General features: G+C 59.1%; 22 protein-coding genes. 15 read left to right on the top strand and 7 right to left on the bottom strand.

Going from position 1 to position 21,674, the window contains the following annotated elements; translation table 11 throughout:
• The first annotated feature begins 219 nt into the window (after positions 1-219).
• Entirely contained in the window at positions 220-2,457 is a 2,238-nt protein-coding gene (katG, locus tag CHN51_RS00960) for a catalase/peroxidase HPI (RefSeq protein ID WP_100092357.1), read from the top strand.
• A 540-nt stretch (positions 2,458-2,997) separates the two neighbouring features.
• Positions 2,998-3,549 carry a hypothetical protein gene (locus tag CHN51_RS00950; RefSeq protein ID WP_123906204.1) on the top strand — a complete coding sequence of 184 codons (552 nt, stop codon included), beginning with the start codon at positions 2,998-3,000 and terminating at the stop codon, positions 3,547-3,549.
• On the opposite strand, the gene CHN51_RS00945 is transcribed toward CHN51_RS00950, so the two are convergent.
• The 5 genes from CHN51_RS00945 to ligK all read right to left on the bottom strand — a co-directional run bounded on the left by CHN51_RS00945 (position 3,546) and on the right by ligK (position 8,324).
• Positions 3,546-4,373 carry a MaoC family dehydratase N-terminal domain-containing protein gene (locus tag CHN51_RS00945; protein ID WP_100092354.1) on the bottom strand — a complete coding sequence of 276 codons (828 nt, stop codon included), beginning with the start codon at positions 4,371-4,373 and terminating at the stop codon, positions 3,546-3,548. The genes CHN51_RS00950 and CHN51_RS00945 overlap by 4 nt on opposite strands.
• A complete protein-coding gene (locus CHN51_RS00940) occupies positions 4,373-5,521 on the bottom strand; it encodes an acyl-CoA dehydrogenase family protein (RefSeq protein ID WP_100092353.1) in 1,149 nt (382 codons plus the stop codon). Before CHN51_RS00940 ends, CHN51_RS00945 begins: the two co-directional genes overlap by 1 nt.
• A 184-nt stretch (positions 5,522-5,705) precedes the next feature.
• On the bottom strand, positions 5,706-6,593 hold the full coding sequence (locus CHN51_RS00935) for an amidohydrolase family protein (protein ID WP_100092352.1): 888 nt from the start codon (positions 6,591-6,593) through the stop codon (positions 5,706-5,708).
• Complete coding sequence (locus CHN51_RS00930) at positions 6,590-7,657, bottom strand: 4-oxalomesaconate tautomerase (RefSeq protein ID WP_100092351.1); 1,068 nt, start codon at positions 7,655-7,657, stop codon at positions 6,590-6,592. Before CHN51_RS00930 ends, CHN51_RS00935 begins: the two co-directional genes overlap by 4 nt.
• On the bottom strand, positions 7,650-8,324 hold the full coding sequence (ligK, locus tag CHN51_RS00925) for a 4-carboxy-4-hydroxy-2-oxoadipate aldolase/oxaloacetate decarboxylase (protein WP_100092350.1): 675 nt from the start codon (positions 8,322-8,324) through the stop codon (positions 7,650-7,652). Before ligK ends, CHN51_RS00930 begins: the two co-directional genes overlap by 8 nt.
• Before the next feature lie 99 nt (positions 8,325-8,423).
• Here ligK and CHN51_RS00920 point away from each other — a divergent pair, with 99 nt between their 5' ends.
• The 9 genes from CHN51_RS00920 (at position 8,424) to CHN51_RS00880 (ending at position 16,828) form a co-directional block, all read left to right on the top strand.
• Positions 8,424-9,569 (top strand): LysR family transcriptional regulator, encoded by a 1,146-nt coding sequence (locus CHN51_RS00920; RefSeq protein ID WP_100092349.1) that lies wholly within the window; start codon positions 8,424-8,426, stop codon positions 9,567-9,569.
• A gap of 71 nt (positions 9,570-9,640) precedes the next feature.
• A complete protein-coding gene (locus tag CHN51_RS00915) occupies positions 9,641-10,423 on the top strand; it encodes an NAD(P)-dependent oxidoreductase (protein ID WP_100092348.1) in 783 nt (260 codons plus the stop codon).
• Positions 10,420-11,442 (top strand): amidohydrolase family protein, encoded by a 1,023-nt coding sequence (locus CHN51_RS00910; protein WP_100092347.1) that lies wholly within the window; start codon positions 10,420-10,422, stop codon positions 11,440-11,442. The genes CHN51_RS00915 and CHN51_RS00910 overlap by 4 nt, the downstream gene beginning before the upstream one ends.
• Entirely contained in the window at positions 11,439-12,464 is a 1,026-nt protein-coding gene (locus CHN51_RS00905; protein WP_100092346.1) for an aromatic ring-hydroxylating dioxygenase subunit alpha, read from the top strand. Before CHN51_RS00910 ends, CHN51_RS00905 begins: the two co-directional genes overlap by 4 nt.
• Positions 12,461-12,868: a protocatechuate 4,5-dioxygenase subunit alpha gene (ligA, locus tag CHN51_RS00900; RefSeq protein ID WP_100092345.1), complete on the top strand. Its 408-nt coding sequence runs from the start codon at positions 12,461-12,463 to the stop codon at positions 12,866-12,868. Before CHN51_RS00905 ends, ligA begins: the two co-directional genes overlap by 4 nt.
• A gap of 1 nt (position 12,869) precedes the next feature.
• Positions 12,870-13,712: a class III extradiol dioxygenase subunit beta gene (locus tag CHN51_RS00895; RefSeq protein WP_100092344.1), complete on the top strand. Its 843-nt coding sequence runs from the start codon at positions 12,870-12,872 to the stop codon at positions 13,710-13,712.
• A gap of 19 nt (positions 13,713-13,731) precedes the next feature.
• Complete coding sequence (locus tag CHN51_RS00890; RefSeq protein ID WP_100092343.1) at positions 13,732-14,670, top strand: Gfo/Idh/MocA family oxidoreductase; 939 nt, start codon at positions 13,732-13,734, stop codon at positions 14,668-14,670.
• Positions 14,667-15,836, top strand: a complete 1,170-nt coding sequence (gene pobA / locus CHN51_RS00885; protein WP_100092342.1) for a 4-hydroxybenzoate 3-monooxygenase — start codon at positions 14,667-14,669, stop codon at positions 15,834-15,836. The genes CHN51_RS00890 and pobA overlap by 4 nt, the downstream gene beginning before the upstream one ends.
• On the top strand, positions 15,833-16,828 hold the full coding sequence (locus tag CHN51_RS00880; RefSeq protein WP_100092341.1) for an aldo/keto reductase: 996 nt from the start codon (positions 15,833-15,835) through the stop codon (positions 16,826-16,828). Before pobA ends, CHN51_RS00880 begins: the two co-directional genes overlap by 4 nt.
• Before the next feature lie 36 nt (positions 16,829-16,864).
• Here the strand turns inward: CHN51_RS00880 and purU are convergent, their stop codons facing one another.
• Complete coding sequence (gene purU / locus CHN51_RS00875; protein ID WP_100092340.1) at positions 16,865-17,725, bottom strand: formyltetrahydrofolate deformylase; 861 nt, start codon at positions 17,723-17,725, stop codon at positions 16,865-16,867.
• 121 nt (positions 17,726-17,846) lie between these two features.
• Positions 17,847-18,695, bottom strand: a complete 849-nt coding sequence (locus CHN51_RS00870) for a p-hydroxycinnamoyl CoA hydratase/lyase (protein ID WP_100092339.1) — start codon at positions 18,693-18,695, stop codon at positions 17,847-17,849.
• 173 nt (positions 18,696-18,868) lie between these two features.
• Here CHN51_RS00870 and CHN51_RS00865 point away from each other — a divergent pair, with 173 nt between their 5' ends.
• The 4 genes from CHN51_RS00865 to CHN51_RS00850 all read left to right on the top strand — a co-directional run bounded on the left by CHN51_RS00865 (position 18,869) and on the right by CHN51_RS00850 (position 21,674).
• Entirely contained in the window at positions 18,869-19,210 is a 342-nt protein-coding gene (locus CHN51_RS00865; RefSeq protein WP_123906203.1) for a MarR family winged helix-turn-helix transcriptional regulator, read from the top strand.
• 102 nt (positions 19,211-19,312) lie between these two features.
• Positions 19,313-20,422: an S-(hydroxymethyl)glutathione dehydrogenase/class III alcohol dehydrogenase gene (locus CHN51_RS00860; protein ID WP_100092337.1), complete on the top strand. Its 1,110-nt coding sequence runs from the start codon at positions 19,313-19,315 to the stop codon at positions 20,420-20,422.
• Entirely contained in the window at positions 20,422-21,249 is an 828-nt protein-coding gene (fghA, locus tag CHN51_RS00855) for an S-formylglutathione hydrolase (RefSeq protein WP_100092336.1), read from the top strand. The genes CHN51_RS00860 and fghA overlap by 1 nt, the downstream gene beginning before the upstream one ends.
• Entirely contained in the window at positions 21,249-21,674 is a 426-nt protein-coding gene (locus tag CHN51_RS00850; RefSeq protein WP_100092335.1) for an NAD(P)H-dependent oxidoreductase subunit E, read from the top strand. Before fghA ends, CHN51_RS00850 begins: the two co-directional genes overlap by 1 nt.

The following is a 21,674-nucleotide window of genomic DNA, read 5'->3' as shown; positions in this document are numbered from 1 at the left end:
CTTTCTTGTGTTCGGAGAGGACGCATGTTCCGTGTCTTTCAAGACCGCCTCCGCGCTGCGCAGAACGCCGCAGCCTGCCTCGCCAGCCACAATTTCAACATCAGCATCATGATCGACAACTTCGATTAGTCTCAGGAAATTTACTGATTTCGACATTCATTCGACTGCGCCTAAAGTTTCTTCCGCAACGATATTCGGGACAAACAACAGGAGAGAGAGATGTTCAAATCACAGGTTTCGCTATTCGCCTTGCTGGCCGCGTCGATGACGCCGCTGGTAATGGCCAGTCCGGCCCAGGCCCAGAAGACAGTGGTGCAGGATCCGCCGGGCGCCATGTCCAACAAGGACTGGTGGCCACAGAGCCTCGATCTTGCGGCGCTTCGCCAGCATGAGGCACAGTCCAATCCCTATGGACCGGACTATGATTATGCAGCCGAATTCGCCACGCTCGATCTCGCTGCGGTCAAGGAAGATATCCGCAAGGTCCTGACCACGTCGCAAGACTGGTGGCCAGCCGATTATGGTCATTATGGTCCGTTCTTCATCCGCATGGCCTGGCACAGCGCCGGTACCTATCGCGTCGGTGACGGTCGCGGTGGCTCTGATGGCGGCGAGCAAAGGTTCGAACCGCTTAACAGCTGGCCCGACAATGTCAGCCTCGACAAGGCGCGCCGTCTGGTCTGGCCGATCAAGCAGAAATATGGCCGGAAATTGTCCTGGGGCGATCTGATGGTGCTGACCGGCAATGTCTCGCTCGAGGATATGGGCTTCAAGACCATCGGTTTCGCCGGTGGCCGCGTCGACGCCTGGCAGCCTGATCTGGTGTTCTGGGGTCCCGAAGCGAAGATGCTGGAAGACAATCGCCGCGACGGCAAGGGCGATCTCAAGGGTTCGCTCGCCGCCACCCAAATGGGCCTGATCTACGTCAATCCGGAAGGTCCGAACGGCAATCATGATCCGATCTCGGCCGCTGCCGATATCCGGCGCGCATTCGGCAATATGGCGATGAATGACGAGGAAACGCTGGCGCTGATCGCCGGTGGCCATACGTTCGGCAAGGCGCATGGCGCGCACAAGCCAGAGGAATGCATGGGCGACGAACCTTCCGCTGCCGGTATTGAAGCTCAGGGCATGGGCTGGGCCAATAAATGCGGCAAGGGCAATGCCGAGGACACGATTACCAGCGGTCTCGAAGGCGCGTGGTCGGCCAATCCGATTGCGTTTACCAACCAGTATCTCGACAATCTGTTCGGGTTCGAATGGGTCAAGGTCAAGAGCCCTGCCGGTGCGACGCAGTGGATCCCGAGCGATCCGAACGCCGCCAACATGGTCCCCGACGCGCATATTCCGGGCAAGACCCATGCGCCGATCATGTTCACCACCGATATCGCGATCAAGGAAGACCCCGGTTTCCGCAAGATCGCCGAACATTGGCATGAGAACCCCGACGAATTCGCGGCGGCCTTCGCCCGCGCCTGGTTCAAGTTGACCCATCGCGATCTCGGTCCCTCGGCCCGCTATCTCGGTGCCGATGTGCCGAGCCAGAGCTTCATCTGGCAGGATCCGTTGCCGGCGGCAGACTATGCGATGATCGGTGACGCGGATGTGGCACAGCTCAAGTCGAAAATTCTGGCCTCTGGTCTGACGACGCCCGAGCTGGTGCGGACGGCATGGGCTTCGGCCTCGACCTTCCGGGGCAGCGATATGCGCGGCGGGGCCAATGGCGCGCGGCTGCGGCTGGACCCGCAACGCGACTGGGCCGTCAACGACAAGGCGGAGCTGGACAAGGTGCTGGGCAAGCTGGAAACGATCCGGACGGATTTCAACCGGAGCGCTTCAGGCGGCAAGCAGGTCTCGCTTGCTGACCTGATCGTCCTGGGCGGCAATGCAGCGGTCGAACAGGCCGCGAGCAAGGCTGGCCACAAGATCAGCCTGCCGTTCACGCCCGGCCGGGTCGATGCCACGCAGGAGCAGACGGATGCGGCCTCCTTCGCCTATCTCGAACCGAAGGCCGATGGCTTCCGCAACTATTATGCCTCCGGTGCCGACATGGCGCCAGCGGCAGCGCTGGTGGACAAGGCCGACGCGCTCAACCTGACCGTACCGGAAATGACGGTGCTGGTCGGTGGGTTGCGGACGCTGAACGCCAATGCGGGCAAGTCGTCCCACGGCGTGTTCACCGATAGTCCCGGCCAGCTGAGCAACGACTTTTTCGTCAACCTGCTCGACATGAAAACCAAATGGTCGAAATCCGGCGAAAATCCCGGACTGTACGAGGGTCGCGACCGCGAGACGGACAAACTGGTCTGGACCGCGACGCCGGTGGATCTGATTTTCGGATCGAATTCGGAATTGCGGGCCGTGTCCGAGGTCTATGCAGCGGATGATGCGGATCAGCAATTTGTCGAGGATTTTGCGGCGGCCTGGACCAAGGTGATGAACGCCGACCGTTTCTAGGCGAAACCAACTGTAGGAAAGCCCGGTGGCCGCGTGACCCGCAGCCGCCGGGCTTTTCTTTTGCGCTCGGGTCGCGGGATACATCGTCATCCTGAACTCGTTTCAGGACCTCCAGCCTTTGCTATCCGACCCTAGAGACCGCCCCGCCAAATACGCAACCTCCTCCCGTTCGTCCTGAGCCTGTCGAAGGACGAGTGCGCGCAACCGTGCTTCGACAGGCTCAGCACGAACGGAGAGTTTGGCATTGTCCTTGAGCGGGTCTCATGGATATTATGCGTGTTTCATAAACATTGCGCCATTCCGCCAAGAGCGATCCCATCCTCCAAAATGCGCGCGAAGGCGCGAAGGCGCGAAGCCGCGAAGGAACAAGGTCGCACGCCACCCTTCGTGTCTTCGCGCCTTCGCGCGAGAACATTCCTTCGCGCCGCTCTCTCCCGTTCGTCCTGAGCTTGTCGAAGCATGTTCGCGCGCACTCGTGCTTCGACAGGCTCAGCACGAGCGGAGAGTTTGGTATCGTCCATGTTTGGGTCCATGGATATTATGCGTGTTTCACAAACATTGCGCCATTCCGCCAAGAGCGATTCTATCCTCCAAAACGCGCGCGAAGGCGCGAAGCCGCGAAGGAACAAGGCCGCGCTGCCCTTCGCGCCTTCGCGTGAGAAACATTCATCCGCCGGCCGCTCTGCCGTTCGTCCTGAGCCTGTCGAAGGACGAGTGCGCGCAACCGTGCTTCGACAAGCTCAGCACGAACGGAGAGTGTTCGATTACCCATATAAGAATATTGTCCTGTTACCCGGAAAGTACAACAATATTCCCGCCACCTCAGTTTCCAAAATCCACGCCCGCAAAAGCGCTTTCCTACACCGTGCCGGATCGCTTATTCTCGCAACCGTTAGGCTCTTTGACATTCTGGATACAGACGAAAGGACATCACTCAGTGCTCACAGTCGGCCGAAATTCGCCGCTGATCCAAAGGTCACACTCGGCGCCATGTTGTTAATTGAAAAGCGCCGGAATTTTGCAGATTTGGGGCAAAGGTCACAGAAAAGAAAAAGGCGCGTTGCTGTAAAGTTTGCAGAGGAGGTCCCCTAGATCGTCGCCTGCGCGCTCATGATTTCTTTGCCGTCATGGCCAATCACGGCGAGCGTAATAGTCTCGCCCTCCTGTTTGCCGACGAGATATATAGCATCATTGGCAAAGGCGGGCGCCTGGCCCCGAAAGGCAAAGCTCGAGAGCTGATTTGCGCCCAGTTCGCTTGCGGCGAGATTGAGCAACAATGTCGCCATCAGCGGGCCTTGCACGACAAGGCCGGGATAGCCTTCTTCCTGCATCGCATAGGGGCGATCATAATGGATGCGGTGACTGTTAAATGTCAGCGCAGAGTAGCGGAACAGCAACGGCTCGGTCGGCAGGATTGTGCGCTGCCAATTCCAACCGCTGAGGTCCGTAGTTTCGTGGCTGGCCACACTGGCCGCTGCTGCGGTCGTCGCTGGCTCGCGATAGACGATATTCTGCCGCTCCCTGATCGCCACAACGTCGCCAACGCGGGTTTCATGATCGACAGCGACAAATACCAGATCGCCCGACTTGCCCGATTTCTCGTCTATGCTGGCCACGGTCGACACGCGCGTGATCTCGTCGCCCAGCTGCAGCGGGTGATCAAAAGAGACGCTACTCGACGCCCACATCCGCCGGGGCAGGAGGATCGGTGGCAGGAAACCGCCTTTTGCGGGATGCCCATCTTCTGCCAGTTCCGCCGCCGGCGCATCGGGCAGGCACAGACACCAGTGCAATCCTTGCGGAATGTCGTCGGTAACCGGCCGGTCGATGGTCGCGCAAAAACGTTGCAGCAGCCCCGCCGTGATCACATCATGCCGCGTCTCGCTCTTGCCGATCCAGTCCGCCCAGTCGCTCATCAATAGCTCCTCGGCAGACCCAGCACATGTTCGGCGACATAGGACAGGATCATATTGGTGCTGATCGGCGCGACCTGATAGAGCCTTGTCTCGCGGAATTTGCGTTCGACATCATATTCCGCGGCAAAGCCGAAGCCGCCATGGGTCTGGACGCAGGCTTCGCCGGCGGCCCAGCTGGCATCGGCGGCGAGCATCTTGGCCATATTGGCTTCCTCGCCGCAATTTTCGCCGGCTTCATATTTGCGCAGGCCTTCGTGGACCAGCAATTCGGCAGCGCGCATCTGCGCATAGGCGCGGGCGATGGGAAACTGGACGCCCTGGTTCTGGCCGATCGGACGGCCGAACAGGACGCGCTCCTTGGCATAGGCCGTCGCCTTCTCGATGAACCATTTGGCGTCGCCAATACATTCCGCCGCGATCAGCAGCCGCTCGGCATTCATGCCGGAGAGGATATAGCGGAAGCCATTGCCTTCCTCGCCAATCAGATTGGCGGCGGGCACGCGCATATTGTCGAAGAACAATTCGGTGGTGCTGTGGTTCATCATCGTGTCGATCGGCCGGATCGTCAGCCCGTTGCCCAAAGCCGCATTCATGTCGACGAGAAACACCGACAGGCCATCGGTGCGCTTGGCCACCTGATCACGCGGCGTCGTGCGGGCGAGCAACAGCATCAGGTCGCTATGCTCGGCGCGGCTGGTCCATAATTTCTGGCCGTTGATGACATAATCATCGCCGTCGCGCTTGGCGACGGTCTTCAGAGCCAGCGTATCGGTACCACTGGTCGGCTCGGTCACGCCGAAGGCCTGCAGCCGCAGTTCGCCGGTGGCGATTTTCGGCAGATATTTAGACTTCTGTTCTTCCGATCCGTGCCGCAACATCGTGCCCATGATATACATTTGCGCGTGCACCGCGCCGCCGTTGCAGCCCTGCGCCTGGATTTCCTCGAGGATCGCCGCCGCTGCCGAAATCGGCAATCCAGCGCCGCCAAATTCTTCGGGGATCAGGGCTGCAAGATAGCCGGCCTCGCCGAGAGCGGCGACAAAATCGCTGGGATATTCGCGCGCCTTGTCCCGCGCCCGCCAATATTCACCCGGGAATTTCTGGCATAGCTTGGCAACTTCTTCGCGTATCTCACTGTAATCCTGCATGCATTCCTGTCCTTCAATCCTGTATCGTTGGCAGCCGTCCTGACACCCGGCACCGCTCGCAAAAGCCATCAGCCCCGGACAGCAGGCTGGCTGCGGTCTTCGATATTGATTGAAACGAACTTGGCCGGAAGATCAACCGCCAATCACGCGATGACCGGTCCGGCGACAGTCATGAGACCGCTCGTCAGAGAGTCTCCGGCCAGTAGAGCCGCACCGGATTGTCGACCAGCAGCTTGCGCTGAAGTGCCTCGGTCACCGCAATTCTCGGGATCATATCGACCAGATGGCCGTCGTCCGGAATGTTCGATTGCATATTGGGATGCGGCCAGTCGGTGCCCCATATCACGCGATCCTGATAGTCCTCGACCAGCGGCCGGACCGCTGTGGCAAAGTCATTCCACGGATCGCCGCTTTCATCGAGCCGGTCGGGGCAGGTTGCCTTGAACCAGATATCGGGGCGGGATTCGAGCAAGGTGCGGAAGGCTTTCATCTCCGGTCCGTCGGGCCCCTGACTGACATCGGGGCGGCCCATATGGTCGATAACCACCCGCACGGGTATCGCATCGATAAAGGCACGCATCTCGTCCAATATATCGGCTTCGAAATAGATCACGACATGCCAGCCCGCGGGCAGACGGCCGGCGACTTCGAGAAACTTGTCCTTGGGCGCATTGTCGACAAGGCGCTTGAGGAAATTGAAGCGAACGGCGCGGATGCCGCCATCGTGCAGCGCGGCCAGTTCGGCATCGCTGATATCCGGGTCCACCACAGCGACGCCGCGCGCCTTGCCGTTCGACTTCGCGATGGCATCCAGAGTGGCGCTGTTGTCGGTGCCGTGGCAGCTGGCCTGGACGATCACATTGCGGTCGAAACCGAGATGATCGCGTAGGGCAAAGAGCATATCCGGCCCGGCGTCCTCGGGATGATATTTCGCCTTCGGGCTGAACGGGAAGGAGGCCTGCGGGCCGAAGACATGGCAATGGGCGTCCACCGCACCCGGCGGCGGCGTGAACGTCGGCTTCGATGGACTGCCGTGCCAGCTGGTGATGCGGCCCTGTGAATTGGCACTCATGCGAAAACCTCCCCGTCCATCAATTTGCGTGCGGTGCGCAGCATCGCGGCGCTGGTCACATTGCCCGTATCGTCGACTTCCATGACGCAGGTGGTTTCGCCGGTGGGATGTTCGACCGACATGGTTTTGCGCCTGCCGTCCGGGATATTGGCGACCTCGGCAGCGGGAGAATCTTCGATCAGGCAAGCCGTCGCGACCGTGACCGCCGCGAGCACGCCGACGCTGGCATGGGCGCGTTTGGGAATGAAGCTGCGCACGGTGATCGCGCCGCCATTTCGGGGTGGGGCGACCAGCATCATCTTGGGCACCGATTTTTCTGCGACATCGCCCAAGTTCATCCGCTGGCCAGCGGCCAGCCGGATCGCTTCGATGCGGGTCTTCAACTCTTCGGCTGCGTCAAGGTCTTCACGGCTTTCATAGCCGGTCGCGCCGACATCTTCCGCCTTCATCACGATGCAGGGCATGCCATTGTCGATCAACGTGCAGCGCACATCGTTGATGATATCGACAGCATTGCCGGTGGGCAGCAGGGCCCCGCAACTCGATCCCGCCGTATCGCGAAATTCCAGCGGCACCGGAGCCGCGGTGCCGGGCACGCCATCGATCCGGGCATCGCCGGAATAGACCGGCATGCCGCCCGCAGTTTCCACCGTCGCAACGGCGGTTTGCGAGGTGTTCTCCATGAAGATCGTGACCTTGGTCTGCTCGTCCGTGGCGGCAACCAGTCCGCGCTCGATGGCAAAGGGGCCGACGCCGGCGAGGATATTGCCGCAATTCTGCGCATCGCTCACCAGAGCCTGATCGACAAAGACCTGCAGAAACAGATAGTCGACATCGATACCCTCGCGATCGGATTTGCGGATGACCGCGACCTTGCTGGTCAGCGGATCGGCGCCGCCCATACCGTCGATCTGTCGCTCATCCGGCGAACCCATGATGCGAAGCAGAAAGGCATCCCGTTCCGGCCGCCCGGCGGGCAAATCCTCTGCCAGAAAATAGCCGCCCTTGGACGTGCCGCCGCGCATCCACATGACGCGGGCCGAGGCCAGCGGGCCGTCAGACATATTTCAGGCCTTCTTTCTCCAGCCGTTCGCGCATATTGTACATGTCGAGGCCGAGGATACCGCTTGCCAGCTTCTGCCGTTTCTCTTCCTCATTGGCCTCCCGGGCTTGCGCCTTTTCGAGCACTTCGGCGGCATTTTGCCGGGGCACGACGCAAACGCCATCATCATCGGCGACAATCACATCGCCCGGATTGACCAGCGCACCGGCGCAGACGATCGGAACATTGACCGATCCCAATGTATTCTTGACCGTTCCCTGAGCGAAAACCGCCTTCGACCAAACCGGAAAATTCATTTCGGTAAGATCGCGGACATCGCGGACACCGGCATTGATGATCAGGCCGCGACCGCCGCGCGCTTGCGCGGATGTCGCCAGCAGATCGCCGAAATAACCGTCTTCGCAGGGGCTGGTCGGCTCGAGCACCAGAATGTCGCCTTCCTGCATCTGTTCGATCGCGACATGGACCATCCAGTTGTCGCCGGGGGCCGCCGATATGGTGACGGCATTTCCGGCCACCCGCGCGCCGGCATAGATCGGGGTCATGTGCGAGGCCATCAGACCGGTCCGGCCCTGCGCTTCGTGAACCGTGGCGACGCCGCATTGGCCGAGCCCGTCGACCAGTTTCAGATCGGTCCGCTCGATATTCTGGACAACGATATTCGCCATTTTCAATTCCTCCGATTATTGTATCCCTGTCGCAGGTTGCCCCGAAAACCGCAATTTGGAACTTGGGCGGGGCTATAAGATTGTGCTAATCCTTGGTCCATGGAGATATGGGACCTCAATTTGCGCCATTTGTACGCCGCAAAGGAAATCTGCGACAAAGGCAGCATAAGCGCTGCTGCAGATGCGGTAAATCTGACCCAGCCGGCGATAACGCAAGGGCTGGTGAAGCTGGAGACGCAATTGGGGCAGCCGCTGTTTGAGCGGCACACCGACGGCATGTCTCCGACGCCCGCTGCAACCATATTCGCGCCACGGATCGAAGCTGCGCTGGCCAATATCGGTTCGACTCGTGTGACTATGGCGCAGGTCCGTGCCTTCCTGTCGGTAGCAGAACATGGCAGCTACCCGACAGCCAGCGCCATGTCGGGTCTGGCCCAGCCATCGCTGCATCGTTCGGTTGCCAATCTGGCGATTGCGCTGAAACGCAAATTGCTCGAGCGGCGCGGCAAAGGCATGGCGCTGACCGGGCAGGGGCGCGCTCTGGCCCGATCCTTCCGTCTGGCACGGGCGGAACTTGTTGCAGGATTGTCGGAGCTTGAGGCGCTGAAGGGGCGGGAAACCGGGACAGTTGCGATAGGCGCCATGCCATTGTGCCGCGCGCGCCTGCTGCCGAAGGCCGTCTCACAATTCCACAAGGCTTATCCCGAAAGCGAGATCCGCATCATCGAAGGCAGCCACGCCGAGCTGATCGAGCCGCTGCGCGATGGCGAGCTGGATTTTTTGGTCGGGGCTCTACGCGATCCCGTCCCTGGCGACGATGTGCAGCAACAATCGCTGTTCGAAGATCATCCCGTGATCATCGGACGCCGCGATCATCCGTTGCGGAACCAGCCGGGCGATCTGCAAAAACTTGCCAGCTATCCATGGATCATCGCGGCACCGGGCACGCCGCTGCGTATGCGATGGGAACAGATGTTTGAATCTGCGGGCATCGAATGTCCGGATGTTCCGATCGAATGCGGCTCGGTGATCACGATCCGGCAGATATTGCTCGAAAGCGATTTCCTGACCCTGCTTTCGCCCGATCAGGTTGCCGTTGAACTGGAGGCAGAATGGCTCTCGGCAATCGGGCAGCCGCCGGAAGGATTGCACCGGACCATCGGTGTGACGACCCGGACCGGCTGGATGCCGACGGCAATGCAACGGGATTTTCTGGCGATGCTGGAGCAAGCGGCGAAAGACTGAATTCGCTTTAGCTTATACCCCGTTCCGCTTTCCGATTGGCAGAATTCGCGGCGTGCCGATAGCGTTGAGCGATGATAAAATCCGTTTCTCTTATCGGTTTTGGCGAGGCAGGCGCGACATTCGCGCGGGGTGGCGCATGGGGCGCTGCGGCGCGCGTTTATGATATCGAGGACAAGACATCAGACTATGCTGAGGCTGGTGTCACCGGATGCGATAGCCTGCCGGACGCCCTGAAAGAGGCCGCTGCTATTCTCAGCCTCGTTACCGCCGGTCAGGCACAGGCTGTGGCCGAAAATGCAGCGCCCTGCATCGCGACGGGTGCGCTCTATTTCGATATGAACTCGGTCGCCCCCGACACGAAACGGGCGGCGGCAAAGGTCATCGAGGAAGCAGGCGGGCGCTATGTCGACGTCGCGGTCATGGCACCGGTGCAGCCTGCCGAATTGTCGGTGCCACTGCTGCTGTCCGGCACCGATGCTGCCGAAGGCGCCGCCGTTCTGGCGGGTCTCGGCTTTGACAATATCCGCGTTGTGGGCAGCGACGTCGGCAAGGCGTCGTCGATCAAGATGATCCGCTCGGTCATGGTCAAGGGCGTGGAAGCGCTGACCGCGGAAATGATGCTCGCGGCCCAAGAGGCGGGAGTGGCTGACGATGTCTTGCAGTCGCTCGGCCCGGAATGGGCGACAAGGGCGGACTATAATATCGAGCGCATGACCAGCCACGGGCTGCGCCGCGCGGAAGAAATGGAGCAGGTTGCCCTGACCCTCGAAGCTCTGGGCATCGAGCCGCTGATGACGAGGGGCACGATCGTCCGCCAGCGGGAAATGGCGAACAGGAAAGGATTGGCCGCATGAGCCTGATTATCGATTGTCACGGTCATTACACCACCGCGCCGGCCGCGCATAATGAATGGCGGGAAGCGCAGAGGGCGGCTTTTGCCGCTGGCGAGCCGGTCGGGCCCTATCCCGATATTTCCGACGACCAGATTCGCGAGACGCTGGAAGCCAACCAGATCCGGCTGCTGAAAGAACGCGGCGCGGACATGACGATCTTTTCCCCGCGCGCCTCTGCGATGGCACCGCATATCGGCGATGAAAGCGTCGCACGAAAATGGGCGCAGGTGAACAATGATCTGATCCGGCGCTGCGCCGAACTTTATCCCGAGATATTCGTCCCTGTCTGCATGTTACCGCAGAGTCCGAAGGCGGATATGCAGGGCAGCATTGAGGAACTGGAACGCTGTGTCGACATGGGCTTTGTCGGCTGCAATCTCAATCCCGATCCCGGCGGTGGCAAGTTTGAACATCCACCGTTGACCGACGAATATTGGTATCCGTTTTACGAAAAAATGGTCGAGCTGGACGTGCCGGCGATGATCCATGTTTCCGGCAGCTGCAACCCCGCCATGCACGCCACCGGCGCTTATTATATCGCTGCCGACACGATTGCCTTCATGCAGTTCATTCAGGGCGATCTGTTCAAGGATTTTCCGGAACTTCGCTTCATCATCCCGCATGGCGGCGGAGCGGTGCCCTATCACTGGGGGCGCTATCGCGGCCTCGCCGATATGCTCAAACAGCCCGATCTGTCCGGCCATGTGATGAACAATGTCTATTTTGACACCTGCGTCTATCACCAGCCGGGCGTCACCTTGCTGGCCGATGTGATCGACAACAAGAATATCCTGTTCGGCAGTGAGATGGTCGGCGCGGTGCGCGGTATCGATCCGCAAACCGGCCATTATTTCGACGACACGAAACGCTATGTCGACGCGCTCGATATCAGCGACGCCGAACGGCACGCGATTTTCGAGGGCAATGCCCGGCGGGTCTATCCCCGGCTGGATGCGCAGTTGAAGGAGAGGGGGCTGTGACAAGCTGGATCCAGAACGCCTGGTATGTAGCCGGCTGGGACTACGAGGTCGGCCCGCAGCCGCTTGGCCGGACGATATTGGGCGTTCCGGTCGTGCTGTGGCGCAAGCTGGACGGAGCGGTTGTCGCCATGCGCGACGCCTGTCCGCACCGGATGCTGCCACTGTCCATGGGCATCAAGGAAGGCGATTCCATCCGCTGCAAATATCACGGGCTGAAAATCGGTCCGGACGGCGTTGCCGAGGAAATGCCGCTGAAATCCGATCCGGTGAACAAACGCATTTGCACGGAGGCGTTCGCGGTGCACGAACGGCATCGTTTCGTCTGGATTTGGATGGGCGATGCGCCCGCCGACCCCGAGTTGATCCCGGATCTGTGGCCCTGCTCGGCAGAAGGCTGGGCCTTTGAAGGGGGCTATTATTCCATTGCCTGCGACTATCGGCTGTTGATCGACAATCTGATGGACCTGACGCACGAGACCTATGTCCATCAGGGCTCTATCGGCCAGCAAGAGTTGATGGAAGCGCCGCTTGAAACGCGGGTCACGGAAGACCGGGTGTTTGTCGAACGCTGGATTCCCGATATCGACCCGCCACCTTTCTGGAAAGGTGCGCTTGGCAAAGAGGGGCGGGTTGACCGCTGGCAAATTTGCGAATTTATCGCGCCGTCGGCGGTGATTATCGATGTGGGCGTTGCGCCAGTGGAAGCAGGCGCGACGATAGAAAAACATGACCAAGGCGTGCGCGGCTTTGTCGTCGATGTAATGACACCGCAGGACGAAACGCACAGCCACTATTTCTGGGGCATGGCGCGGGATTTCCGCACCGATGACCCCGGTTTTGGTGCCCGTTTCCGTCAGCAGCAGAGCGGTGTCTTCGCAGAGGATGTCGAAATATTGGAAGCGCAACAGCGCTCGATAGCCGCCAATCCCGATCGCAAGTTGCAAGCCTATAATATCGATGAAGGCGGCGTTCGCGCCCGCCAGATGATCGATCGAACCAGAAAGGCCGAGGCTGCTTCATGACCGAACAGAATATCCACGAATATCTCAGCGATCTGGACGATATCCCCGGTACGCGCGTCTATACAGCATCGCGCGCGCGACAGGGCTATCATCTGAACCAGTTTGCCATGAGCCTGATGAAACCCGAGAATCGAGAACGCTGGAAGGCGGACGAAAGAGCCTATCTCGCCGACTGGAAATTGTCCGACGCGCAACGCCAGGCGGTGCTCGATCGCGACTATAACCGCCTGCTCGAGCTCGGCGGCAATATCTACTATCTCGCCAAGGTCTTCTCGACCGACGGCCTGTCCTTCGTACAGGCTGTCTCTTCGATGACGGGGATGAGCGTCGAGGATTATCAGGCGATGATGATGGCGGGCGGGCGGCCGGCCGAAGGCAATCGCTCGATCAGGGAAGGCAACTGATATGGCGCATATTTCAGCAGGCGTGGCAACCAGCCACGTGCCTTTGCTCGGCGTCGCCGTCGACCAGGGCAAGACTCAGGACGATTATTTCGGTCCGATTTTCAAGGGCTATGAATGGACGAAAGAATGGGAGAAGCAGGAACAGCCGGATGTTGTCATCCTCGTCTACAACGACCATGCGTCGGCTTTCGACATGAACCTCATCCCGACGTTCGCGATTGGCTGCGGCGATAGTTTCGGGATTTGCGACGAGGGCTGGGGGCCGCGTCCCGTTCCGGATGTCGAGGGCCACCCGGACCTTGCCTGGCACATCGCCCAAAGCCTGATCCTGGACGAATTCGACATGACGATCATCAACGATCTGGATGTCGATCACGGACTGACCGTGCCACTGTCGATGATGTTCGGCCAGCCGGAAAAATGGCCGACGAAAGTCATCCCGATAGCGGTCAATGTCGTGACCTATCCGCCACCCTCGGGCAATCGCTGCTGGGCCTTGGGCGAGGCGATCAGGAAAGCGGTCGAGAGCTTCCCCGACGATCTGAATGTCCAGATCTGGGGAACCGGCGGCATGAGCCACCAGCTACAGGGGCCGCGGGCCGGCCTGCTCAACCGCGAATGGGACAATCGGTTTCTCGACATGATGGTCGGCGACAGCGATGCCGCGCGCCATATTCCGCATATCGAATATCTGCGCGAGACTGGCAGCGAAGGCATCGAGATGGTGATGTGGCTGGTGATGCGTGGCGCGCTCGGCAGGAAAACCAGATGCCTGCACCGCCATTATCATATCCCCTGCAGCAACACGGCGATCGGGCATATCGTGCTCGAACCCGACAATTAATTTCGACGGAGAAGGAAATATGAAAATCGCACTTGCCGGTGGCGGCGCTTTTGGTGAGAAACATCTCGACGGGTTGAAAAATATCGACGGCGTTGAAGTGACCGCTCTGGTCGGCCGGCGTCAGGAACCGACGCAGGAAATGGCCGACAAATATGGCGTGGGCTTTGCCACCACCGATTATGAAGCCATGCTGGAACGCGACGATGTCGATGCGGTCATCCTTTGCACACCGACGCAGATGCATGCCGATCAGGCGATCAAGGCGATGAACGCTGGCAAGCATGTCGAGGTCGAAATCCCGTTGGCCGATAGCCTGGCCGATGCCGAAGCGGTGCTGAACAAGCAGAAAGAAACCGGCCTTGTCTGCATGGTCGGGCACACGCGTCGTTTCAATCCTTCGCATCAATATGTGCACAACCGGATCAAGGCGGGCGAGTTCAATATCCAGCAAATGGATGTGCAGACCTATTTCTTCCGCCGCCAGAATATGAACGCCAAGGGCCAGCCGCGCAGCTGGACCGATCATCTGCTCTGGCATCACGCTGCCCATACGGTTGATCTGTTCGCCTATCAGGCAGGACCGATTGTGCAGGCCAATGCCATTCAGGGACCGATCCATCCGGAACTGGGCATCGCGATGGATATGTCGATCCAGCTGAAGGCGGAAAGCGGCGCAATCTGTACCTTGTCGCTCAGCTTCAACAATGACGGGCCGCTCGGGACCTTCTTCCGTTATATCGGCGACACCGACACCTATATCGCGCGTTATGACGATCTGGTGAACGGCAAGGAAGAGGCGATTGACGTGTCCAATGTCGATGTGTCGATGAACGGCATCGAATTGCAGGACCGCGAATTTATCGCCGCCATCCGCGAAGGCCGGGAGCCGAATAGCTCGGTGGCGCAGGTATTGCCCTGCTACAAGGTGCTACACGATCTGGAACAGCAACTCGCGTGAAAACCCAGGTTGCCATAATTGGCGCGGGGCCGGCCGGATTGCTCTTGGGGCATTTATTGCGCGCGGAAGGTATCGACTGCGTCATCGTCGAGCGCCAGTCGCCGGATTATGTGCTTGGGCGGATCAGGGCAGGCGTACTCGAACGGACGACCACGGATCTGATGGACCGGCTGGGCATCAACGAGCGGCTGAATGCCGAAGGGCTGAAAGAGGCAGGCTTCGCACTGGCCGACGGCGAGCGGCTTATCCGGATCGACACGCTGGGACTGACCGGAAAATATGTGACCGTCTATGGCCAGACGGAAGTCACGCGGGACCTGATGGATGCGGCGCCCGGACGCGGTCTCGAGATCATCTATGAAGCGGCTGACGTTGCGCTGCACGATATCGAGAGCGACAATCCCTCTGTCACTTATGAAAAAGACGGAACGCAAATTCGGATAGAGGCACAGTTTATCGCAGGTTGCGACGGTTATCACGGCCCGTCCAGAAAGGCGATTCCCGCAGCCGTCGCGAAGGAATATGAGCGCGTCTATCCGTTTGGCTGGCTGGGCATATTGGCCGATGTGCCGCCCTGTCACGAAGAGCTGATCTATGCCAATCACGAGAACGGCTTTGCGCTGGCCTCGATGCGGTCGAAAATCCGCAGCCGCTATTATATTGACGTTCCGCTGACCGAAAAAGTCGAGGACTGGCCTGATGAACGGCTGTGGGATGAACTTTGCATTCGTCTCGGCCCGGAAGCGGCAGCCAATATCACGCGCGGTCCGGCGATCGAGAAAAGTATCGCGCCGCTCCGTTCCTATGTGTTCGAGCCGATGCGTCACGGCCGCCTGTTTCTCGCGGGTGACGCTGCACATATCGTCCCGCCCACCGGCGCCAAGGGCCTGAATCTTGCTGCGTCCGATGTGGCCTATCTGTCCGACGCGCTAACCGGTTTTTTCAAGCGCGCGGATAATGACGCGGTGGCGGGCTATTCGGCCAAGGCTCTGGCGCGGGTCTGGAAGTCCGAACGTTTCAGCTGGTCGCTGACCAAGCTGATGCACCGTTTTCCCGAAGACGGTCCGTTTGAACGCAATATGCAGATGGCCGAGCTTGATTATATCGCCGATAGTATGGCAGCGCAGACCAGCATTGCGGAAAATTATGTGGGGTTGCCTTTATGAGCATATCAAAACGGACGATCAATGGCCGGGAGATGAATCCGGTTGGACTCGGCTGCATGTCGCTATCCTGGGCTTATGGTGTGCCGCCGTCTGAAGAGGATGCCTCGAAGCTGCTGCACCGCGCGCTCGACCTCGGCTATGACCATCTTGATACGGCGAATATTTACGGCCTCGGTCACAACGAGACGCTGATCGGCAATGCTCTGAAAAGCCGCCGGAAAGAGTTTTTTCTCGCGACCAAAATGGGGCTCGTGATAGATGGCGACAAACGTGGCGTCGATTGTAGTCCGGCGGCGATCCGCAAATGTGTCGAGGAATCTTTGACCCGGCTGCAGACCGATCATATCGATCTCTATTATATGCACCGCCGGGACTTTACCGTGCCGATCGAGGAATCGGTTGGCGCGATGGCGGAGTTGATCGAGGAAGGCAAAATCGGCAGCATCGGCTTGTCCGAAATGTCGGCTAAGACGCTTAGACAAGCAGCGGCTGAACATCCCATTGCCGCCGTCCAGACCGAATATTCGTTATGGACCCGCAATCCGGAGATTGCGGTGCTGGGTGCTTGCAAAGATCTGGGTACAACGCTGGTCGCTTTCTCTCCGGTCGCGCGCGGTGTTTTGGCCAATGGCGTACGCGACGTGAATGCGCTGGCCGAGAAGGATTTGCGCCGCAATATGCCGCGCTTCAACGCAGACAACTGGCCGAACAATCTGGAACTGGTCAACGCGTTCAATGCGATCGCAGAAGAAGAGGGCGTTACGCCCGCGCAGCTTTCTCTCTCCTGGATTTTGTCCCGCGGCGAACATGTTGTGGCCATCCCCGGAACCGCCTCCATCGCGCATCTCGAAGAAAATCTGGCGCGATGGGACTGGGAGCTTTCCGCGGATACGCAGGCCCGGCTCGATGCCCTGATCAATCAGCAGAGTGTCGCCGGCCCGCGCTATGGCGAGATGATTCAGAAAACCATCGATACCGAGGAATTTGCTTAAGCCTGCCGGAGGGGCCAGCACCCTCTGCCGGCACGATCAATTCTTGAAAACAATCGTTTTCTGTCCGTTCAGCAGCACCCGGTCTGCGAGATGGTAATGGACCGCCTGCGCCAGCACCCGGCGTTCGATATCGCGTCCCTTGCTGACCAGCGCTTCGGGCGTATCGGCATGGCTTATCGCTTCGACATCCTGATGGATGATTGGCCCTTCGTCGAGATCGGGGGTCACATAATGGGCGGTAGCGCCGATCATCTTGACGCCGCGCGCATGAGCCTGATGATAGGGTCTGGCACCCTTGAATCCGGGCAGGAAACTGTGATGGATGTTGATGCAACGGCCGGACAGAAAAGCGGCGAGATCGTCTGACAATATCTGCATATAGCGCGCCAGCACCACGAGATCCGCGCCGCTATCGGTCACCAGTTGTTTGACCTGCGCTTCCTGTTGCGGCTTCGTCTCTTTTGTGATCGGCAGGTGATGAAAGGGAATATCGCCGTTGATCGATATCTTGAGCACGTCTCGCGGATGGTTGCTGATGATGCCGACCACTTCCATCGGCAATTCTCCGATGCGGTGGCGATAGAGCAGGTCGCCGAGACAATGGTCGAATTTGGAGACCATGATCATCACCTTTGGCCGCTCGTCGCTACCGCGCAGCTTCCACGAGACCTGATTGGCCGCTGCGAAATCCTGCAGCGCGTCTGCGATGGTGTCGGCATTACCACTGGCCGGCAGATCGAAGACCACGCGCATGAAAAAATGGCCGGTTTCAGCGTCGTTAAACTGCTGCGAGTCGACGATATTGCCCCCGTTATCCGCAAGTATCTTGGCCACGCTGGCAACCAGTCCTGGCTGGTCCGGGCAGGATAATGTCAATATCTGTCGATGTGTCTGCATGGTCTATCTGTCATTCCGGGTTGCGTTGGCCATCAATACGAAAGCGGTGCTGTTTGAACAGCTGCAGCCTATTGTCAATGGCCAGGCGAAAGGTCCGGAGGGCGAAAAACCGACGCTTCGTTTAATCCCGACCGGTTCCGGCCTTTGATTTGTCATATTCTCCGAGGCCCGGCTTGTAGCTCTTGTCGTCGAGAAACTGTTTCATGCCTTCTTGCCGGCCGTGGGTCTTGTCATGGAAATTCAGTGCCTCCTGCGCGCGGATCAGATAATCTTCGGCATTGTCGAAGGTCATTTCCATGACTCGCTTGACCGCATCCTTGGACGCTTTCAGCGTCGCGAGATTCTTCTTGAGCAATTTGTTCGCGACTTCGGTAACCCGCGCTTCCAGCTGGTCTAGCGGCACGGATTCGTTGACCAGACCGGCTTCCGCTGCTTCCTGTCCGCTCAGATTCTCGCCGAGCAAGGCATGATACATGGCCTTGCGCAGCGGCATCAGGTTCGTGGCCACCTTGGTCGCGCCGCCGCCCGGCAATATGCCCCAGTTGATTTCTGACAGGCCGAATTGCGCTTCATCTGCACAAAAAGCGAGGTCGCATGCATGCAACGGCCCGTAGCCGCCGCCGAAGCACCAGCCGTTGACCATGGCTATCGTGGTTTTCTGATACCAGCGAAGGCGTTTCCACCATGTATAGGCCTCGCGCTGGCTCTGCCGGATGCCGGGCAGACCTTTCTCTTCGGTTTCGCGAAAATATTCCTTCAGGTCCATCCCGGCCGACCAGCTGCTGCCTTCCCCGGTCAGGACCAGAACACCGACATCATCGTTGAATTCCAGTTCATCGAGAACCCGCAACATTTGACGGTTGAGTTTTGGGCTCATGCAGTTGCGCTTTTCCGGACGGTTGAATTTCACCAAGGCAATGCCGTTTTTGATCTCATAAGCTACGGTATCTTCTTCTTTGCGGTCGGCCATATCGAATCCCTATTTTCAGTTAATTGCTATGGTCCATAGCGTTTCATATTGCTATTGCCAATAGCATTTCTTATAGGGGTAGAATGTTGGACCCACTTTCATCCTTGCCCGGATATGTTTTGAGCCGCGCTGCTGCCGCTTCCCTTGCAGATTTGAACCGGGGACTCGCGAAGTTGGGACTGCGACACAGCGATTTCTCGCTGCTGATACTGGTGCAGGCCAATCCGCGGATGACGCAAAGCGATGCCGGCAAAATGCTGGATATACAGCGCGCCAATATGGTGCCGCTGGTTTCCAGGCTGCTGGAACTATCCCTGCTATCAAAGGAGCCGGTGGACGGGCGTTCTCAAGGGCTGCTGCTGACCGCGAGAGGTAAAAAGATACTGAAGGAGGCGCAGGCCGTGGTGGACAATCACGAGACGCAATTGCTGCTATCGATTCCCGAGCGTTTACGGCCCCATCTAATGCCGATATTACAGGCTCTCTGGGATTCCAGCAAATCCAGAAGCGGCTAGCCATGTTTTGCTGGCTGCTTTTAAACAAGCTGTTTATCTCGCGAATACCGTATGCAGAACATACAAATATGATCGACAGGTCAAGAGAAGGACATCAGCAATATGAAGACCCGCGCAGCCGTAGCATTTGAAGCCAAAAAACCACTCGAGATCGTCGAGCTTGATCTGGAGGGTCCGAAGGCGGGCGAAGTGCTGGTCGAGATCATGGCGACCGGCATCTGTCACACCGATGCCTACACGCTCGATGGTCTCGACAGCGAAGGCAAATTCCCGAGTGTTCTCGGCCACGAAGGCGCCGGTATCGTGCGCGAAGTGGGCGCTGGCGTTACGTCTGTAGCGCCGGATGATCACGTGATCCCGCTCTACACGCCGGAATGCCGCCAGTGCAAAAGCTGCCTGTCCGGCAAGACCAACCTGTGCACCGCGATCCGCGCGACCCAGGGGCAGGGACTGATGCCCGACGGCACCAGCCGCATGTCCTACAAGGGCGAAGCGATCTATCACTATATGGGCTGCTCGACCTTCTCCAACTTCATCGTCGTGCCGGAAATCGCGGTTGCGAAAATCCGCACCGACGCGCCTTTCAACACCAGCTGCTATATCGGTTGCGGTGTCACCACCGGTGTCGGCGCGGTGACCAATACGGCCAAGGTGGAGCCGGGCTCCAATGTCATCGTTTTCGGTCTCGGCGGCATCGGCCTCAATGTGCTTCAGGGCGCGCGGATGGTTGGCGCGGACAAGATTATCGGGGTTGATATTAACGACGACCGCGAAGAATGGGGCAAGAAGTTCGGCATGACCCATTTCGTCAACCCGACCAAGATCAAGGGCGACATCGTCGAGCATCTGGTGGCGCTGACCGACGGTGGCGCGGATTATACGTTCGACTGCACCGGCAATACCGACGTGATGCGTCAGGCGCTCGAAGCCTGTCACCGCGGCTGGGGTGAAAGCATCATCATCGGCGTCGCCGAAGCCGGCAAGGAAATCTCCACCCGGCCGTTCCAGCTGGTGACCGGACGGGTCTGGAAAGGCACGGCCTTCGGCGGCGCGCGCGGCCGGACCGATGTTCCGAAAATCGTCGACTGGTATGTCAATGGCAAGATCGAAATCGATCCGATGATCACCCACACGCTATCGCTGGACGAAATCAACAAGGGCTTCGACCTGATGCACGCCGGCAAAAGCATCCGCAGCGTGGTGGTCTTTTGATGGAGACCGTCTCCATCAACAGAAGTTTCGACGGAACGCAGGGCGTCTACTCCCATGCGTCCGCCGAAACGGGCACGGAGATGACTTTCGCGGTCTATGTTCCCGATCATGAAAAGGGCGCGAAGCTGCCGGTCCTCTGGTATCTGTCCGGCCTGACCTGCACCCATGCCAATGTCATGGAGAAAGGCGAATATCGCAGGGCAGCCAGTGAATTGGGCCTGATCATCGTCGCGCCGGATACATCGCCGCGGGGCGAGGGCGTGGCCGACGACGAGGCCTATGACATGGGGCAGGGCGCCGGCTTTTATGTCGATGCCACCGAAGAGCCATGGGCAAAGCATTTCCGGATGCGCAGCTATATTGAGACAGAATTGCCTGCCTTGATCGCCAAGGAATTTCCGGCGGATATGGAGCGCCAAGCCATATTCGGTCACAGCATGGGCGGCCACGGCGCGCTGACCATCGCGCTGCGCAATCCGGACCGGTTCAAAAGCGTGTCTGCTTTTGCGTCAATTGTCTCGCCGATCAACTGCCCCTGGGGTGAAAAGGCGCTCGGGGGCTATATCGGCCGCGATAAAGCAGCGTGGCGCGAATATGATGCCTGCGCGTTGATTGAGGACGGCGCGCGCGTCGCCGACATTTTTGTCGATCAGGGCACCGCCGACAATTTCCTCGAGGAGCAGCTGAAGCCGCAATTATTGGCGGAAGCCTGCGACAAGGCCGGCATAAAGCTCAGTCTGAATATGCGCGAAGGCTATGACCACAGCTATTATTTCATCTCCACCTATATGGCAGACCATCTGCGCTGGCATGCCGACCGGCTGTGATGGACAAGACTGCACGTCTGGGTGAAATCGTCGCGGCCCATGCCGGGCGCGAGGGGCCGCTGTTGCCGGTGCTGCACGATATCCAGTCCGAATTTGGCTGTATCGATGAAGAGACGAAACGCTTTCTGGCCAGTGCGCTCAATCTGAGCCGGGCGGAGGTTCACGGCGTCGTGAGCTTCTATCACGATTTCAAATCAGAACCTGCGAAACTGCCGGTGCTGAAACTATGCCGCGCCGAAGCCTGTCAGGCGCGCGGCTGCGACAGTCTGGCGGCGGAAATCTCGGTAGTGGCGAAAGACAGGTGCGAAATCGAGACGGTCTACTGCCTCGGCCTGTGCAGCGTCGGCCCCAATGCGATGATCGGCGCAGATGTGCACGCCAGACTCGATGTCGGGAAGCTCACACAATTGATTGAAGCCCTGTGA

The organism is Sphingorhabdus sp. YGSMI21, assembly GCF_002776575.1.
Classification (GTDB): domain Bacteria; phylum Pseudomonadota; class Alphaproteobacteria; order Sphingomonadales; family Sphingomonadaceae; genus Parasphingorhabdus.
The sequence above is the reverse complement of the archived record's forward strand: the minus strand, read 5'-3'. Positions and strand labels throughout refer to the sequence as shown.

Bases quoted from the DNA above. Each gene is read 5' to 3' on its own strand.
- ligK (WP_100092350.1), bottom strand. From the start codon at position 8,324: ATGGCGAATATCGTTGTCCAGAATATCGAGCGGACCGATCTGAAACTG.
- purU (WP_100092340.1), bottom strand. From the start codon at position 17,725: ATGCAGACACATCGACAGATATTGACATTATCCTGCCCGGACCAGCCA.
- CHN51_RS00860 (WP_100092337.1), top strand. From the start codon at position 19,313: ATGAAGACCCGCGCAGCCGTAGCATTTGAAGCCAAAAAACCACTCGAG.
- CHN51_RS00850 (WP_100092335.1), top strand. From the start codon at position 21,249: ATGGACAAGACTGCACGTCTGGGTGAAATCGTCGCGGCCCATGCCGGG.
- CHN51_RS00945 (WP_100092354.1), bottom strand. From the start codon at position 4,373: ATGAGCGACTGGGCGGACTGGATCGGCAAGAGCGAGACGCGGCATGAT.
- fghA (WP_100092336.1), top strand. From the start codon at position 20,422: ATGGAGACCGTCTCCATCAACAGAAGTTTCGACGGAACGCAGGGCGTC.
- CHN51_RS00915 (WP_100092348.1), top strand. From the start codon at position 9,641: ATGATAAAATCCGTTTCTCTTATCGGTTTTGGCGAGGCAGGCGCGACA.
- katG (WP_100092357.1), top strand. From the start codon at position 220: ATGTTCAAATCACAGGTTTCGCTATTCGCCTTGCTGGCCGCGTCGATG.
- ligA (WP_100092345.1), top strand. From the start codon at position 12,461: ATGACCGAACAGAATATCCACGAATATCTCAGCGATCTGGACGATATC.
- CHN51_RS00910 (WP_100092347.1), top strand. From the start codon at position 10,420: ATGAGCCTGATTATCGATTGTCACGGTCATTACACCACCGCGCCGGCC.
- CHN51_RS00895 (WP_100092344.1), top strand. From the start codon at position 12,870: ATGGCGCATATTTCAGCAGGCGTGGCAACCAGCCACGTGCCTTTGCTC.
- CHN51_RS00890 (WP_100092343.1), top strand. From the start codon at position 13,732: ATGAAAATCGCACTTGCCGGTGGCGGCGCTTTTGGTGAGAAACATCTC.
- CHN51_RS00920 (WP_100092349.1), top strand. From the start codon at position 8,424: ATGGAGATATGGGACCTCAATTTGCGCCATTTGTACGCCGCAAAGGAA.
- CHN51_RS00950 (WP_123906204.1), top strand. From the start codon at position 2,998: ATGCGTGTTTCACAAACATTGCGCCATTCCGCCAAGAGCGATTCTATC.
- CHN51_RS00940 (WP_100092353.1), bottom strand. From the start codon at position 5,521: ATGCAGGATTACAGTGAGATACGCGAAGAAGTTGCCAAGCTATGCCAG.
- CHN51_RS00935 (WP_100092352.1), bottom strand. From the start codon at position 6,593: ATGAGTGCCAATTCACAGGGCCGCATCACCAGCTGGCACGGCAGTCCA.
- CHN51_RS00930 (WP_100092351.1), bottom strand. From the start codon at position 7,657: ATGTCTGACGGCCCGCTGGCCTCGGCCCGCGTCATGTGGATGCGCGGC.
- CHN51_RS00880 (WP_100092341.1), top strand. From the start codon at position 15,833: ATGAGCATATCAAAACGGACGATCAATGGCCGGGAGATGAATCCGGTT.
- CHN51_RS00870 (WP_100092339.1), bottom strand. From the start codon at position 18,695: ATGGCCGACCGCAAAGAAGAAGATACCGTAGCTTATGAGATCAAAAAC.